At 68.5% G+C, this 14,201-nt stretch carries 14 protein-coding genes; 1 reads left to right on the forward strand and 13 read right to left on the reverse strand.

Features of this window, described 5'->3' with window-relative positions:
• The 3 genes from AOZ53_RS34490 to AOZ53_RS27995 form a co-directional block, all read right to left on the reverse strand.
• The coding region (locus AOZ53_RS34490) for a TonB-dependent siderophore receptor (protein ID WP_197286535.1) at positions 1–1,264 on the reverse strand (1,264 nt) is incomplete at its 3' end.
• A 47-nt stretch (positions 1,265–1,311) separates the two neighbouring features.
• Positions 1,312–2,289, reverse strand: coding sequence for a FecR domain-containing protein (locus AOZ53_RS27990; protein ID WP_054428896.1), 978 nt, complete (start codon positions 2,287–2,289; stop codon positions 1,312–1,314).
• Positions 2,268–2,750 (reverse strand): sigma-70 family RNA polymerase sigma factor, encoded by a 483-nt coding sequence (locus AOZ53_RS27995; protein ID WP_054428895.1) that lies wholly within the window; start codon positions 2,748–2,750, stop codon positions 2,268–2,270. Before AOZ53_RS27995 ends, AOZ53_RS27990 begins: the two co-directional genes overlap by 22 nt.
• A gap of 152 nt (positions 2,751–2,902) precedes the next feature.
• Here AOZ53_RS27995 and AOZ53_RS28000 point away from each other — a divergent pair, with 152 nt between their 5' ends.
• Positions 2,903–4,000, forward strand: a complete 1,098-nt coding sequence (locus tag AOZ53_RS28000; protein ID WP_054490262.1) for an alpha/beta hydrolase — start codon at positions 2,903–2,905, stop codon at positions 3,998–4,000.
• A 45-nt stretch (positions 4,001–4,045) separates the two neighbouring features.
• Here the strand turns inward: AOZ53_RS28000 and AOZ53_RS28005 are convergent, their stop codons facing one another.
• From AOZ53_RS28005 to AOZ53_RS28050, 10 genes are all read right to left on the reverse strand, one after another.
• Positions 4,046–6,313 (reverse strand): FdhF/YdeP family oxidoreductase, encoded by a 2,268-nt coding sequence (locus AOZ53_RS28005; protein WP_054476246.1) that lies wholly within the window; start codon positions 6,311–6,313, stop codon positions 4,046–4,048.
• Between the two features lie 10 nt (positions 6,314–6,323).
• The gene (locus tag AOZ53_RS28010; protein ID WP_054490263.1) at positions 6,324–7,631 is read right to left on the reverse strand and encodes a chloride channel protein; all 1,308 of its coding nucleotides are present in this window, start codon (positions 7,629–7,631) and stop codon (positions 6,324–6,326) included.
• Positions 7,632–7,802: 171 nt separating this feature from the next.
• Positions 7,803–8,762: an ABC transporter substrate-binding protein gene (locus AOZ53_RS28015; protein WP_054428891.1), complete on the reverse strand. Its 960-nt coding sequence runs from the start codon at positions 8,760–8,762 to the stop codon at positions 7,803–7,805.
• A gap of 11 nt (positions 8,763–8,773) precedes the next feature.
• Positions 8,774–9,601 (reverse strand): ABC transporter permease, encoded by an 828-nt coding sequence (locus AOZ53_RS28020; protein ID WP_054428890.1) that lies wholly within the window; start codon positions 9,599–9,601, stop codon positions 8,774–8,776.
• Positions 9,598–10,392: an ABC transporter ATP-binding protein gene (locus tag AOZ53_RS28025; RefSeq protein WP_054428889.1), complete on the reverse strand. Its 795-nt coding sequence runs from the start codon at positions 10,390–10,392 to the stop codon at positions 9,598–9,600. Before AOZ53_RS28025 ends, AOZ53_RS28020 begins: the two co-directional genes overlap by 4 nt.
• An 11-nt stretch (positions 10,393–10,403) precedes the next feature.
• Positions 10,404–10,955 carry a carboxymuconolactone decarboxylase family protein gene (locus tag AOZ53_RS28030; protein WP_054428888.1) on the reverse strand — a complete coding sequence of 184 codons (552 nt, stop codon included), beginning with the start codon at positions 10,953–10,955 and terminating at the stop codon, positions 10,404–10,406.
• Between the two features lie 135 nt (positions 10,956–11,090).
• Entirely contained in the window at positions 11,091–11,498 is a 408-nt protein-coding gene (locus tag AOZ53_RS28035; RefSeq protein ID WP_054490266.1) for a VOC family protein, read from the reverse strand.
• Between the two features lie 29 nt (positions 11,499–11,527).
• Complete coding sequence (locus AOZ53_RS28040; RefSeq protein ID WP_054490269.1) at positions 11,528–12,202, reverse strand: lysozyme inhibitor LprI family protein; 675 nt, start codon at positions 12,200–12,202, stop codon at positions 11,528–11,530.
• 67 nt (positions 12,203–12,269) lie between these two features.
• On the reverse strand, positions 12,270–13,490 hold the full coding sequence (locus AOZ53_RS28045) for a multidrug effflux MFS transporter (protein WP_054490271.1): 1,221 nt from the start codon (positions 13,488–13,490) through the stop codon (positions 12,270–12,272).
• A complete protein-coding gene (locus AOZ53_RS28050; RefSeq protein WP_054428884.1) occupies positions 13,487–14,095 on the reverse strand; it encodes a TetR/AcrR family transcriptional regulator in 609 nt (202 codons plus the stop codon). The genes AOZ53_RS28045 and AOZ53_RS28050 overlap by 4 nt, the downstream gene beginning before the upstream one ends.
• Between the last annotated feature and the right edge of the window lie 106 nt (positions 14,096–14,201).

The following is a 14,201-nucleotide window of genomic DNA, read 5'->3' on the forward strand; positions in this document are numbered from 1 at the left end:
CCTCGCGGAATGGCAGGTAGTAGGCCCCGCCCTGCGGATTGGCGGGCCCCAGCCGGTAGGCGTATTCCGTATGGCGCTGCCGGGTGACGCTGGCGCTGCCGTTGAAAGACCAGTTGTCGTTCAGTTGCTGGCGCAGTGCGAAGTATGGGCGGGTTTGTTCGTAGTTCGTGTGATCATCCGCGTTGGCGATAGGGCCGGACAACGTGGCCGGGCGTCCGTTCACCGTGACCGTGAAAGGGCTTGTCGGCAGGCGGCCCTGCGAATACTGCAGGCCCAGTTCGATGCGCGTCGTACCGTCGTCCCACGCGGCAGAGGGAGCAAGGTAGGTTTCACGCAACCCCCGGTACCCCGCGGTATTGCCGTCCGCCCGGGTGGTCGAAAGAATCAGGCGGTACTGCAGGCGGGTGTTGTCGGGCGCGGTGCCGGCGACATCCATCGACACTCCCGCGCGGCCCCGGGATCCGGCCTCCGCGCGGATTTCCCGGACGGACTCGGCCTGCGGGCGCTTCAGCATGACGTTGACCACGCCGCCGTGGGTGATATCGCCCATCGCCGCCGAGTCAATGCCCTTGAGCACTTCCACCCGTTCCACGCCGATGGCGGGGATACGGAAGCCGAACTGTGGCGCGATGCCGTCCAGCAGAAGGCGCGAGCCGTAGCCGCGCATGTCGTAGGCGTCGTTGTCAAAGCCGTAGAACTGCGGGTTGTTGCTGACGCCCGGCACGTTGCGCAGCAAATCGAAGAGCGTCTGGGGCTGCTGGTCTTCGATGATCTGCCGGGTCAGTATGTGGATGGATTGGGGGATCTGTTTGATCGGCGTGTCGGTTCCGGTGGCCAGAGTGCTTGTCGACGCGGCATAGCCTTCGTCAGGCGGAATGCCCTCGACCTGCACCGGACGCAACGTGGCAGCCCCCGAAACGCCGTCCTCTGCCGCTGCGGTAGTCCGCAATACATAGCCGGCCTGTCCCAATGCCGTCGCGGTCAGGCCGGTACCGCGCAACAATTCCGCGAACGCCGCATCGACGGTGTAGGCGCCGGACAGGCCAGGGCTGTGCTTGTCCCGTATCAGCGCGGGATCGTAGGACAGGGAGAGATCGGCGGCATTGGCGAATCGATCCAGCGCGGCCGACAGCGGCCCGGCGGGAATGGAAAAGACCGCAGGCCCAGGGATGGCCGCTCGCGGTTGGGCGTGACCGATGGCTGGCAGGGCACAGGCTGTCGCCAGGAAACTGGCGAGCAGGACCAGCCTCAGCGGTAGCCTCAAGGGTGGCAGTGCCGCGGCGGGCCGGCAGGAACGCATGCGGCCTCGGCCTAGCGGGGACCGACCGTGACCCAGTAGGCGGTGCGCCGCGTGACGCGGACCGGCAGCGCCTCGGCCAGCAACCGCAACGCAAGGTCCGTATCGTCCAGGCGGTACGTTCCCGAAACGGGCAGCGCCGCCACGTCGGGGTCGCAGCGCAGGATGCCCGGCCGGTAGCGTCCCAGTTCCTCGATCAATTGTCCCAGCGGCACGTTGTCGACCTGGATGCGCTTTTGCAGCCAGAGCGGATCGGCCTGAGAGAGTGAACGCGCCGCCGGTTGCACCTGGTTCCGCGTGAACGTCGTTTTCCATCCGGCCTGCAGAACCTGTGCCGAGGTCGCGGAATCTTTCGGGGTGATCTCCACCGCGCCCTCGAAAACGGCGACCTGCTCTTCGCGGTCGCCCAACTGCACTTCGAAACGTGTGCCCAGGGCGCGCACCTGTCCAAACCGGGTCTGTACCAGGAACGGCCGGGGCGGCTGGGCGCTGTCGGCGGCCGTGACGATGTAGGCCCTGCCCGCCACGACTTGCACGCTGCGACGCTGATCGTCGTAGACGACATTGGCCGCGCTGGCGGTGTCCAGTGTCAAGGTGCCGCCGTCCGGCAGCGCGATCAGGCGCTGTTCGCCGGTGCTGGAGCGGTACTCGGCATTCCAGGCTTGCCAGGGCAGGCGGGTGACCACGTAGCCCGTCGGCGCGGCCAGCAAAAGGAACGCAAGTGTCTTGAGCGCCGTCCGTCTTGCCGCGGCCTTGGGCGCGTTCAACGCAGCGCGGCCGACGCTTCCCGGCACGGTCTGCAGCTTCGCCGTCAGCGATTCCGTCAGGTGCGCGTACTTGCGGTGTTCGTCGCTTTGCTGCGTCCATTGACGCCAGGCCGTCCAGTCGGCCTCGGTGGCGCCTTCGTCGGAAAGCCGCATCATCCAGGTCGCCGCTTCCTGGATCAGGTTGGCTCGGGTCGTTGCTTGTGTCATGTCAGAGTGGCCAGGCATTGAGCGAAACCCATCACCATGTAACGCTTCACGGTGCTAAGCGATACGTTCAGCTTGTCGGCAATTTCCTGGTAGGTCAGTCCATCGACCTGGGACATCAGAAAGGCCTCTCGGGCCTTGCCCGGAAGTTTACTCAGCATGGCATCGATCTCGAACAGGCGCTCCAGGATTTCCGCCTGGGACTCGACTGAAGGAACGTAGTCTTCGGGTTCAAGCGCGAGTGCATCCAGGTACGTTTGCTCGATCGCCTTGCGGCGATACCAATGCGCGACCAGGCCCTTGGCGACCACGGTGAGGTAGGCCCGAGGCTCGTTCAGTTCCTCGGCGGGAGGCTTGGTCAATACGCGTTCGAACGTATCGTGTGCCAGGTCGGCGGCGGTGTCCGGGTTGCCAAGGCGCTTTCTGAGCCAAGCCTTCAGCCAGGAATGATTCTGTTCGTATAGCTCCGCGAATTTGCGCATGGAAAAATGCCAAAAAAAAGCGGCGGGTGCTGATTCCGGGTGGCAAAGCGTAGCATGTAGCCATACCGGTTCGCCAGCACTCGTGGCAAACAGGAGACGGGGGCATAATCCCTGCCAATCGTCAGTCTTCGCAGTCGACCAGGAGTGGACCCATGAGAGCGGCAAAGTTCCTTTCGGTTATCAAATGGAGCCTGTTGTGCGGCCCGCTGCTGCTGGCGGCGGCCGGCTGTGGCACGCGCCAGGCCGCGCCTGTCGCGCCTGTCGCACCCAAGGCGTCGAAGCTGGAGGCGCCCGTGAAACACGTGGCGGACCAGGCGCTGGCGGTCAAGGGCGCCGCCGGAGAAGGCGCGTTGCCGCTCTATGCCTCCGCCGATATCCATGCGCCGGCGCCGACGATCTCGACGGTGATGATCGTGATCCATGGCACGCTGCGCAACGCGGACACGTACTTCGGCACCGGCAAGGAGATCGTGGCGGGGGCGGGCCGGTCGGCGGGCGGCGTGATGGTCGTCGCGCCCCAGTTCCTGACCGCGCCGGATGTCGAGAAATTCTCGATGCCGGCGCGGACCCTGAGGTGGTCCCAGGAGGGCTGGAAAAGCGGCGAACCGGCCATCGGTCCGGCGCCGCTCAGCTCGTTCGAGGCGATCGACGCGCTGCTGGATCACTTCGCGGAAAAGAAGCGTTATCCCGCCCTGAAGCGCGTGGTCGTGATGGGGCATTCTGCGGGCGCGCAGATCCTGCAACGCTATGCGGCCGTGGGGCGGGGCGGCGCCGCATTGGCGCGGCGCGGCATCCCGCTGCGCTACGTGGTCGCCAATCCCTCCAGCTACGTGTACTTCAGCGATGACCGCCCCGCGTTGCCGGCCGGCGGCGCCTGTCCCGCCGCGACCAGATGGAAGTACCAGCTCGAAGGAGGTCCGCCTTATGTCGCCTCGCAGGACCCCGCGGCGGTGGAATCGAGATACGCCGCGCGGAACGTGGTGTACCTGCTGGGCCAGGCGGACACCGATCCCTACACCCACTTCATCGACCGCTCCTGCGGCGGCATGGCGCAAGGCCCCAACCGGCTGGAGCGGGGCCGCGCCTATTTCGATTACCTGACGCGCAGGCATCCCGCCGGCTTGAACCAGAAGGTCGTGGAAGTGCCGGGCGTGGGCCATGACAACCTGGGGATGTTCACCTCGGCATGCGGCATCGCGGTGCTGTTCGACCGGCCGCTGCCGGCGAGCTGCCCGGTGGTCGGGCGATGAGATCAGGGGCGCCCGCCTGCGCTGGTGCGCGCGGCGGGCAAGGCGTCACGCGGCCTTCCTGATCACCACCGGAATCGACTTGTAGCTGGGCGTGCCGCTCTGCTTGTCCTGGTAGTCCAGCGGGCACAGGTTGTTGGCCTCGGGGTAGTAGGCGCCGACCGAGCCGGGCGCGATGTCGTAGGCGATCGCGGTCAGTTGCAGGTGGCGGTGCTCCTGGCCCGGCAGGCCGCTGTGCAGGTCCACCTTGTCGCCGTGCTTCAGGCCGTGGCGCGCCAGGTCGTCGGCATGCATGAACAGCACGTCGCGCCGGCCGAAGACGCCGCGGTAGCGGTCGTCCAGGCCGTAGATGGTGGTGTTGTACTGGTCGTGGCTGCGCAGCGTGGTCAACGTCAGCGCGCCCGTCGCGACCGCGCCCGGATCCTCTTGCAGGCCCTTGAACGGCAGGAACTCGGCCTTGCCCGACTTCGTCTTCCAGATGCGTTCGGTGGGCGGCAGCGACAGGCGGAATCCGCCCGGCTTGAGGATGCGTTCGTTGTAGCCGCGAAAGTCCGGGTAGACCTTTTCGATCAGGTCACGGATGCGGCTGTAGTCCTCGACCAGGTGGAGCCACGGCACGCGCGTGTCCGGTAGCGTCGCCGCCGCCATGCCGGCGATGATGGCGGGTTCGGACCGCAGGTGTTCGGAGGCCGGCGCGAGCTTGCCGCGCGAGGCGTGCACCATCGACATCGAGTCCTCGACGGTGATGGACTGCGCGCCGCTGGCCTGCACGTCGCTTTCGGTGCGGCCCAGCACCGGCAGGATGATGGCGTCGCGGCCGATCAGCAGGTGCGAGCGGTTCAGCTTGGTGTTCATGTGCACCGCCAGGTCCAGCCGGCGCATGCCCGTCTCGCATTGTTCGGTGTCGGACAGCGCCATGGCGATATTGCCGCCCAGGCAGATCAGCACGCGGGCGTCGCCGTTCACCATCGCCTTCATGGCGTCGACCGCGTCGTGCCCGTGGCGCTCGGGCGGCCGGAAACCGAAGGTCTTCTCGATGTTGTCGAACATCACCGGGTCGATCTTCTCGGTGATGCCGACGGTGCGGTTGCCCTGCACGTTGGAGTGGCCGCGCAGCGGGCAGATGCCGGCGCCCGGCCGGCCGAAGTTGCCGCGCATGAGCAGCAGCGCGGCGATCTGCTGCACGTTCTGGGTGCCGCGCGCGTGCTGGGTGATGCCCATGCCGTAGGTCACGATGGTGGCGTTGGACTTGGCGTAGGCCGCGGCGACCTGCTCCAGGTTGGCGCGCGTCAGTCCGCTGGCGCGCTCGATGTCGGCCCACGCGGTGGCGTCCAGGTCCTCGACGTAGGCGTCGAAGCCGTGGGTGTGTTCGGCGATGAAGGCGTGGTCGATCGCGCCGGGCGCCTGCCGGTCCAGCGTCAGCAGCGCCTTCATGATGCCCTTGAGCGCGGCGGCGTCCCCGCCCACGCGCACCTGGTAGTACGTGGACGCGATGCGGGTCGAGCCCAGCGTGCCCATCTCGATGGGGTTCTGCGGATCGGCGAAGCGTTCCAGCGCGCGCTCGCGCAGCGGGTTGAAGACGATGATGGGCACGCCGCGGCGGGCGCATTCGTGCAGCGTGCCCATCATGCGCGGATGGTTCGTGCCGGGGTTGTGGCCCATCGAGATGATCAGGTCGCAGGTGTCGAAGTCGTCCAGCGACACCGTGCCCTTGCCGATGCCGATGGTCTGCGGCAGCCCGACGCTGGTGGCCTCGTGGCACATGTTCGAGCAATCGGGGAAATTGTTGGTGCCGTACTCGCGGGCGTACAGGCTGAACAGGAACGCCGCTTCGTTCGAGGCGCGGCCCGAGGTGTAGAACTCGACCGAATCCGGATCGGGCAGGCTGGAGAGGGTGCGCCCGATGTGCTGGAACGCGGCGTCCCATTCAATCGGCTGATAGGTGTCGGTGGCGGCGTCGTAGCGCAGCGGGTGTGTCAGCCGGCCGGCGTCTTCCAGGTCGTGATCGGACCAGGTCAGCAGCTCGGTCACGGTGTGCGCGGCGAAGAATTCCGGCGTCACGCGTTTCTTGGTGGCTTCCCAGGTCACGGCCTTGGCGCCGTTTTCGCAGAACTGGAAGGTCGAGGTGTGGGCCTTGTCCGGCCATGCGCAGCCCGGGCAGTCGAAGCCGTCCGGCTTGTTGGTGCGAAACAGCAGCACCGGCGCTTCGGCGATCCGCATCTGGTCCGCGATGGCTTGCGCGGTGGCCTTGAGCGCGCCCCAGCCGCCGGCGGGCGCGTCGTAGCGTTGGATGCCGGTCAGGTTGCGTGATGTCATGTGAGCCTCTTCATGTCGAGCCGCGCAGCGGCGCGCCGGCCGCTGCCGGCGTCCGGGCGGTCCAGGCCGCGCAAAAATGGTGGGTGGCGGTGGCGCCGGCCACCGCCAGGATCATCGGCACCAGGAACCCCTGGTCCACGCGCGTGAATTCCAGGAGCAGGACGGTGGCCGTCAGCGGCATGCGCATCGAGGCCGCCAGGAAGGCCGCCGCGCCCACCACGGCGTAGGCGCCGGGCGGCGCGTCGGGCCAGATCAGGTTCCAGGCGCCGCCCAGCACCACCGCCAGCAGGGCGCCGATGGCGATGCCCGGCGTCAGCAGGCCGCCGGACGCGCCGGCGCGCAGCGAACCGCTGGTGATCGCCACCTTCAACACCAGCAGCAGGGCCGCCATGCCCAGGGTCAGTTCGCTGCTGAAGCCCAGCTGGGCCGGGCCCTTGCCGTTGCCCAGCAGCGCCGGCAGGAAGACCGCCAGGACGCCGATCAGCGTGAAGTTCACCAGTGCCGCCAGCGGCAGCCGCCAGCCGCGCGCCGCCTGGCGCCGCGCGGCCGATGTCAGTTGCACGAAAGCGTGCGCCGCCACGCCGAAGACCGGCCCGGCCAGCACCGCCCAGACGATCAGGCTGGCGCCCGCCGTCATCGGCGGCACCGCGTATTGGATTTCGTTGCCCAGCCCGATCCAGGCGACGACGGCGCCGATGCAGCACGTGGCCAGCGCCACGGCCGCCGCGGGCCACGCGAACGTGCCCAGCAATACTTCCAGCACGAACAGCGCCGCGCCCAGCGGCACGTTGTACACGGCGGCCAGGCCCGCGCCCGCGCCGCACGCGACGATCAACCGGCGCTGGTCGGGCGGCAGGCGCAGCCATGCCGATACGCCGCCGGCCGCCAGCGCGCCGACCTCGCGCGGCGCCACTTCGCGCCCCAGGGGCGATCCCAGCCCGACGGTCACGATCTGCAGCAGGGCATGCGCCAGGGTGGTCCTGGCCGGCATGCGGGCGGCGGGGGCCTGCACCGCCTGTGTCACGCTGACCAGCGGCCGTCCGAAGCGGTAGACCAGCCACCAGCCGCCGCCGGCCACCAGGCCGCACAGCATCAACACCGCCAGGCGGCGGACGTCGCTGGCGGCTTCGACGCCCTGGAGGAAGGTTTCGGTCCCGACGATGCGGTCCAGGCTGTAGCCGTACGCCAGGTGCTGCACGGCGTGCAGCAACATGCCCAGCAGCATGCCGCCCAGGCCGGCGGTCAGGCCGGTCAGGAGGATGGCGAGCAGGAATCGGGGGCGGGATGCGGGGGGATCGTCAGCCGGCGCTTCATTCATACCAGGATGGGCTCCTGTCGACGGCGAGCGGCGGGGGCCCGCTTTCGATTGATGATGATGGACTGTAGGCCGGGTGGCGTCAACGAATTGTTAAGAGCCGGCGGGGGCAGGCCGCCGGGGGGATCGCCGGCCCGCATCCGCGCCCGGCGGCGGGCTCGGCGCCGCCAGCGCTCAGTAGGCCTTGCCCGCGATGCGGTTGGCCCAGTCCAGGTCCAGCCAGCGCGGATCGGCGGGGATCTTGTCCAGGTTGCCCAGGTCCACCTGCGTCTGCAGCGCATCGGTCAGCGCCTGCGGCGGGATGGCCACGGAGTCGGCGAACACGCCGTCCTCGATCAGGCGCGTCACCGACTTGCGCACCACCTCGGGCGGCAGGTTGGGGAACAGCTTCAGGCCGCTCTGCACCGCCGCCTCGGGATCCTTGCGGATGGCCTTGAGCGCGCGGTCCAGTCCCGAGACCAGCTTTTGCGACACCTTGGGGTCGATATCCTGCCGGGTCGAGATGGCCGAGAAGGTGTAGGGGCCGATCTCGCGCGAGAAGGCGGACACCACCTTGTAGCCCTGGGCCTCGGCCTGCGAGGCGCCCGGCTCGTACAGCACGGCGCAGTCGGCCTGGCCGGCCGCCAGCGGGCCGACCTCGTTGCCCAACGGCACTTCCAGCAGGTTCAGGTCGCGCTTCGGATCGAGGCCGGCCTTGCGGACGATCTTCAGGAAGGCCGAGGTGCTGGTGGTCGGCATGGCGCCGGTGGCGACCGTGGCGCCCTTCAGGCTGGTGAAGTCCTTGAAGGCGAAGGAGGACTTGCACGTCAGCCAGACGCCCAGGCGGTTGAGCGTGCCGCCCACGACCTTGACGGGCGCGCCGCGGCCGAACGAGATGGCGGTCCATTCGGGGCCATGCAGCGAGAAGTCGGCGCTCCTGGAGATGACCGCGGCCAGGGCGTTGGTCGAGGACGAGGCGACGTCGATGCGCACGTCCAGGCCTTCCTCCTTGAAATAGCCGTGCTCTTCGGCGAAGTACACCGGCAGGTAGAAGACCGACTTGAACGCCGCGGACACCACGGCTTTGTCGTTGGCGTGGGCGGCCAGGCTGAAAAGAGACAGGGCGGCGGCGAGCGCCAGGCGGGTACGCTTCATGAGGGGCGGGATCAGAGTTTGAATTGGGTGGCGTAGGTCTGGTCTTTCCAGCGCAGCAGTCGTTTCTCGGCGATGTCCACGCCGGCGTAGAGCACGAAGCCCAGCAGCATGAGCGTGAAGATGCCGACCCAGACCGTGTTCAGGTCATACAGCGACGAAGCCACGAAGATGACGTGGCCGATGCCGTACTTGGACGAAATGAATTCGCCCACCACGGTGCCGACCAGCGCGAAGCCGATATTGATGCGGAAGGTGCTGATGATGTAGGGCAGGGCGGCGGGCACCACCACCTTGCCGAACACCTGGCCCTTGGTGGCGCCCAGCGACACCATCATGCGCTGGATGTCCGGGTCGGTGTCCTTGGCGGCCTGGAAGGCGGCCAGCAGCGCGACGATGGCGGTCAGCGAGATCGACAGCGCCACCTTGGAGATGACGCCGGTGCCGAACCACAGGATGACCAGCGGGGCGAAGGCGATCTTGGGAACGCTGTTGATGGCCACCAGGATCGGCTCCACTACCTTGGCGGCGTAGGGCGAATACCACAGCGACAGGCCGGGCACGGTCCCCAGGGCGGTGCCGACCACGAAGCCCAGGGCCGACGCCCACAGCGTGTAGGCCGCATGTTCGGCCAGTTCGCCGGAGCGGATCAGCTTCCAGGCGGCGTCCACCACGCCGGCCGGCGAGCCGAACAGGAAGCCGTTGATGTAGCCCGCGCGCACGCCCAGTTCCCAGCTGCCGAACAGGATGACCAGGATGGCGAGCTGGGCGACCAGCACGGGCGGGCGCAAGCGGCGCGGACGCGGCGCGGCGGGCGCGGGCGTGGACAGGGTGGTGCTCATGCGGCCTCCGCCTGCCCGGTCTGGATGTCCAGTTCCTGGCAGAGGGTGTCGAAATAGGAAGAGAAGCGCGGATCGCGCCGCGCCGCCAGCGGCGATGCCTGCGCGCCCAGCGCGATGTCATGGACGCGCTTGAGGCGGCCGGGCCGGGCGCTCAGGACGAAGATGCGTTGCGACAGCGCGATGGCTTCGTCGATGTCGTGCGTCACCAGCACCACGGTCTTGCCCTGCCTGCGCGCCGTGTCGGCGAGCATGGTTTCCAGGAACAGGCGCGTCTGGTAGTCCAGGGCGGAGAAGGGTTCGTCCAGCAGCAGCACGTCGGGATCGGGCAGCAGCGTGCGGGCCAGCGCCACGCGCTGCCGCATGCCGCCCGACAGGGCCTTGGGGTAGCTGTCCTGGAACTGCAGCAGGCCGAAGGTGTGCAGGTATTCGCGGGCGCGCTCGACCGATTCGGCGCGCGGCGTGCCGCGCACTTCCAGCCCGACGATCACGTTGTCCAGCACCGTGCGCCAGGGCATCAGCAGGTCGCGCTGCAGCATGTAGCCGACGCGGCCGCGCAGGTCGGCCACCGGCTTGCCATCGAGCGCGATGCTGCCGCTGTCGGGCTCCAGCAGGCCGGTGAGGATGTTGAACAGGGTGGATTTGCCGCAGCCCGAGGGGCCGATGATGCTGACGAATTCGCCGCTGGCGGCCTCCAGGCTGATGTCGTCCAGCACCTGCACGCTGCCCTGGTCGCCATGGAAATGCTTGCTGATGCCGCGGACCTGCAGCTTGGGAACGGAAACGCTCGACATGCGGGACCCGCTCAGGTGGACGACAGTTCGAAAGCCACCACGTCTTCGGCCGGCACTTCCAGGGCTTCGTTGAATCGCTTGAAGAAACTGCACAGCGCGATGCGGATCGTCAATTCGACCACGCCGGCTTCGTCGTAATAGCGGCTGACGCGGGCGCGCAGTTCGTCGCTGATGCGCGCGGCGTCCAGCGTCACCGCCACGGCGTAGTCGCGCACGGCCAGATCATGGTCGTCCAGTCCCGGCACCTGCGGTTCCAGCAGGCGGTCGATGGCCTCCTGCGAAATGCCCTGCGACGCCAGCTTGGGTTCATGCAGCGCCACGCAGTAGTGGCAGGCATGCGCCTTGGAGGCGGCCAGCAAGGCGATTTCGAGATGGCGCGGCGAAATCAGGCCATCCTTCTTGGACGCGACGAGATAGGAGAACAGATGCCTGAGCGCCGGCGGCCGCGGCAGGAACGCGCCAAGCATGTTGGCGTAGGGGCCGTAGTCTTTGAGCAGCTGTTGGTAGAGGGCGGCGGTGTCGGGATCGAGCTTGCTCGGATCCGGGGGAGAAAGGCGGGACACGATGGATACGGTGATTGACTGACGCCTGCATCCTAGCCAGCGCGGCGCGCCGGGAGAAATACATATGTCCCATATTCATATAACCGCCGCGGCCGCGGCGGTCATATGAACTCCGTTATCGCGATATGTGATACCTCAACGCCGGGGAAGATCCCCGCGATACACGAGATGGATCTTGTTGCCGTCGGGGTCGCGCAGATAGGCGCCGTAGTAGCCGTCGCCGTAATGCGGCCGGGGGCCGGGAGCGCCCTCATCCGCGCCGCCCGCGGCCAGGCCGGCGGCATGGGCGCGGTCCACTGCCTGTGCGTCGGGTGCGAGGAAAGCCACCATGCTGCCGTTGCCGGCGCTCGGGGGTTGCCCGTTGAACGGCGTATAGGCATAGAAGCGCGGCAATGTCGCGCCGGGAACGATCCAGCAGCGCGATGCGGGACCGCCGTCCGGCGTGACCGGCCGCTGGCGCAGGCCGAGCGGCTCGAGGATGGCGTCGTAGAAGTCCGAGGCGCGCGCCAGGTCGCTGACGCCGACGGTGATATGACCGAACATGATGCGTGCTCCTTGCGTGTTGTCGTTGGTCAGCGCACCGCGAACCAGTCCTCGCCCAGGCTGCCGTTCATGCCGCAGAAGGGCGGGCCGAAGCCGTCCTGCTTGACGCCGGGGGGCGGTATCTCGCGGGCCGCCAGCACCGCGCCGCGGCGCGTCAGCGACAGCACCCAGGGCGGGCCATCCTGGTAGGTGACGTGCAGGCTGTCGCCGGAGACGACCCCCTTGCCGCTCAGGTCGCAGACCCAGCGGCCGTTGTAGGGCTGGGCCGAGTTGGCTTCCACGAACAACTGGCCATCGGAGCCCTGCTTGATCTCGATTTCGCCTTCGATGTTCTTCCACTTGCCGACGAAGCCGGCGGGCGGCTGCGGGTTGATGGCCTTCAGGAACGCCAGGCGGGACCGCATGCTGGCGCCGATCGCCTTGGCCGGCGTGCTGCCGGAGTAGGGGTCGGCATAGATCTGGTCGCGCACCGCCAGGAAGTAGCGCTGGTCGTTGGTCAGCGACTTGGCGGCCTCGGCGTCGAGCTTGCCGCGCACCGCTTTGTATTGCTGCGCGATGGCCGCGTCCTGGTCTGCCAGCGCCGAGTTGGCGCATAGGGATTTTTCGACGGGGGTGGTGGCTTTGGCGCAGTTGAAGGAGGGGCTGGCTGCGGTGGCGCTGCCTGCCACGGCGAGGGCCGCGGCAGAGACCAGATGACGGATCATGGAATGAAGCTCTCCGGATTGCGTGAACGTTCGGCCGGCATCGTTGGCGCCGGGAAGCCGGCTCAGTTTACCGGTGCTGCGATTTGGCCGGCGCCATGGCGGCCAGGCTCAGTCCCGCGGCCAGCGCGCCGCAGGCGCAGATCGCCAGCGGCAGCAGCGCGGGCCCTTGCGGCGCCAGGCTGACGGCGTAGCCGATGGCGGCCGACATCAGGTAGTGCAGCGTGCCCATCAGCGCCGACGCCACGCCCGCCTGCTTGCCGGCGTGGCTCATGGTCAGGGCGGTGAGGTTGCCGAAGACCAGCCCGAGCGCGCCGACGGCGACGGCCAGCAGGCCCGCGTACACGGCGAACGGCGCCTGGCCGGCCCGCGCCAGCAGGAACAGGACCAGCCCCGCCAGCGCGTGTGCCGCGATGCCGGCCAGCAGGATGGCAGCGGCGGAGCGTCTTTGGTCAAGCAGCCGGTTGCTGATCATGCCGCCCAGCACCAGCGCCACCGAGTTGCCGGCGAACAGATAGCTGAACTGCGTGGCGCTCAGCCCGAAGTGGCCGGTGAACACGAAGGCCGACGCGCTGATGTAGTTGAACAGCGACCCCAGGATGAAGCCGCCGGCCAGCGTATAGGCCATGAAGGCCGGATGCCGCAGCTGCCGGCCATAGGCGCGCAGGATGGCGCCGGCATGCAGCGGCGCGCGGCGCTCGGCCGGCAGCGAGTCGGGCAGCGCGCGCCAGCCCCACGCCAGTCCGGCCGCGCCCAGGCCCGCCAACACCCAGAAGATGCCGCGCCAGCCGCCATGCGCGAGCAGGCTGCCGCCCAGGATCGGCGCGGCGATGGGGGCGATCATCATGACCTGCATCAAGAGCGAGAAGATGCGCGCCGACTCGGCCACGCCGCACAGGTCGGCGACGATGGCGCGCGGCGTCACCAGGCCCGCCGCCGCGCCCAGCGCCTGCACGAAGCGGGCGGCCAGCAGCCATTCCACCGTCGGCGCGAGGGCCGCCATCACCGAGCCCGCGACGAAGATGGCCACGCCGGCCAGCAGCGGCAGGCGGCGGCCGTAGCGGTCCAGCAGCGGGCCGTACAGGGCCTGGCCGATGGCCAGCCCCGCCAGGAATACGGAAAGCGTCTGCTGGATGCGTCCGGCCGATACGCCGAAGTCCTCGGCGATGGCGGGCATGCCCGGCAGGTACATGTCGATCGCCATGGCGTCGAGCGCGGTCAGCAGCGCCAGCAGCAGGATCAGGCCGGCGCCGATCAGGCCGCCGCGTTGGGTCGTGGCGGCGCCGCTCATGCCGCGCGCTCCGGCCCGATGGCGTGCGCCAAGGCGTCGGCCTGCAGGCGCTGCATGGCGGCCAGCCGCTGCCCCGCCTGATCGGCATTGGTGTAGACCAGCTTGACCTGCACGGCATCGATCATGCCCAGGTAGGCCTCGGCGTAGCGCGCCGCGGCCGCCTTCGACAGACGGGCGCGCTTGCCGACCCAGGCGCGCAGCCGGGCGTCGAAGTCCGCGCGCAACTGCGCCAGATAGGTTTCGTAGTCGGCGGTGATGGCGGTCTCGAGCGTCTCGGGCGGGACGTAGCTGGCGCGCAGCAGGAAGCGCAGGTGCAGGGAGTCGCCATGGCGCCCGACCAGATGGGCGCAATAGGCGGAGCCGGGCAGGGCGTTGCCGGCCTCGGCGTCGAAGCAGTCCCGCGCCAGCTGCATTTCCAGCGCCAGCGCGTCGGTGAAGATCTCGCGGTACAGGGCGTCCTTGCTGGCGAAATGCGTATAGAGCGAGGCCTTGCGGATGCCGACGGTGTCGGCGATATCGGCGAGCGATGCGCCATCGTAGCCCTGGTTGGCGAAGTGGCCGAGCGCGGCGTCGAGGATGCGCTGGACGGAAGGGGTGCGTGTCATGGCGGGGAGGTCCTGGTCGATCCGCTGAAGGCCGGGGGCGGACGCCGTTGATGGCCGGCCTTCAGGTGGGCGGACTTTAAACTAACTACCGGTCGGTAGTCTAGTG

Source organism: Achromobacter sp. 2789STDY5608621, from assembly GCF_001299375.1.
GTDB classification, from domain to species: Bacteria; Pseudomonadota; Gammaproteobacteria; order Burkholderiales; family Burkholderiaceae_B; genus Achromobacter; species Achromobacter insuavis.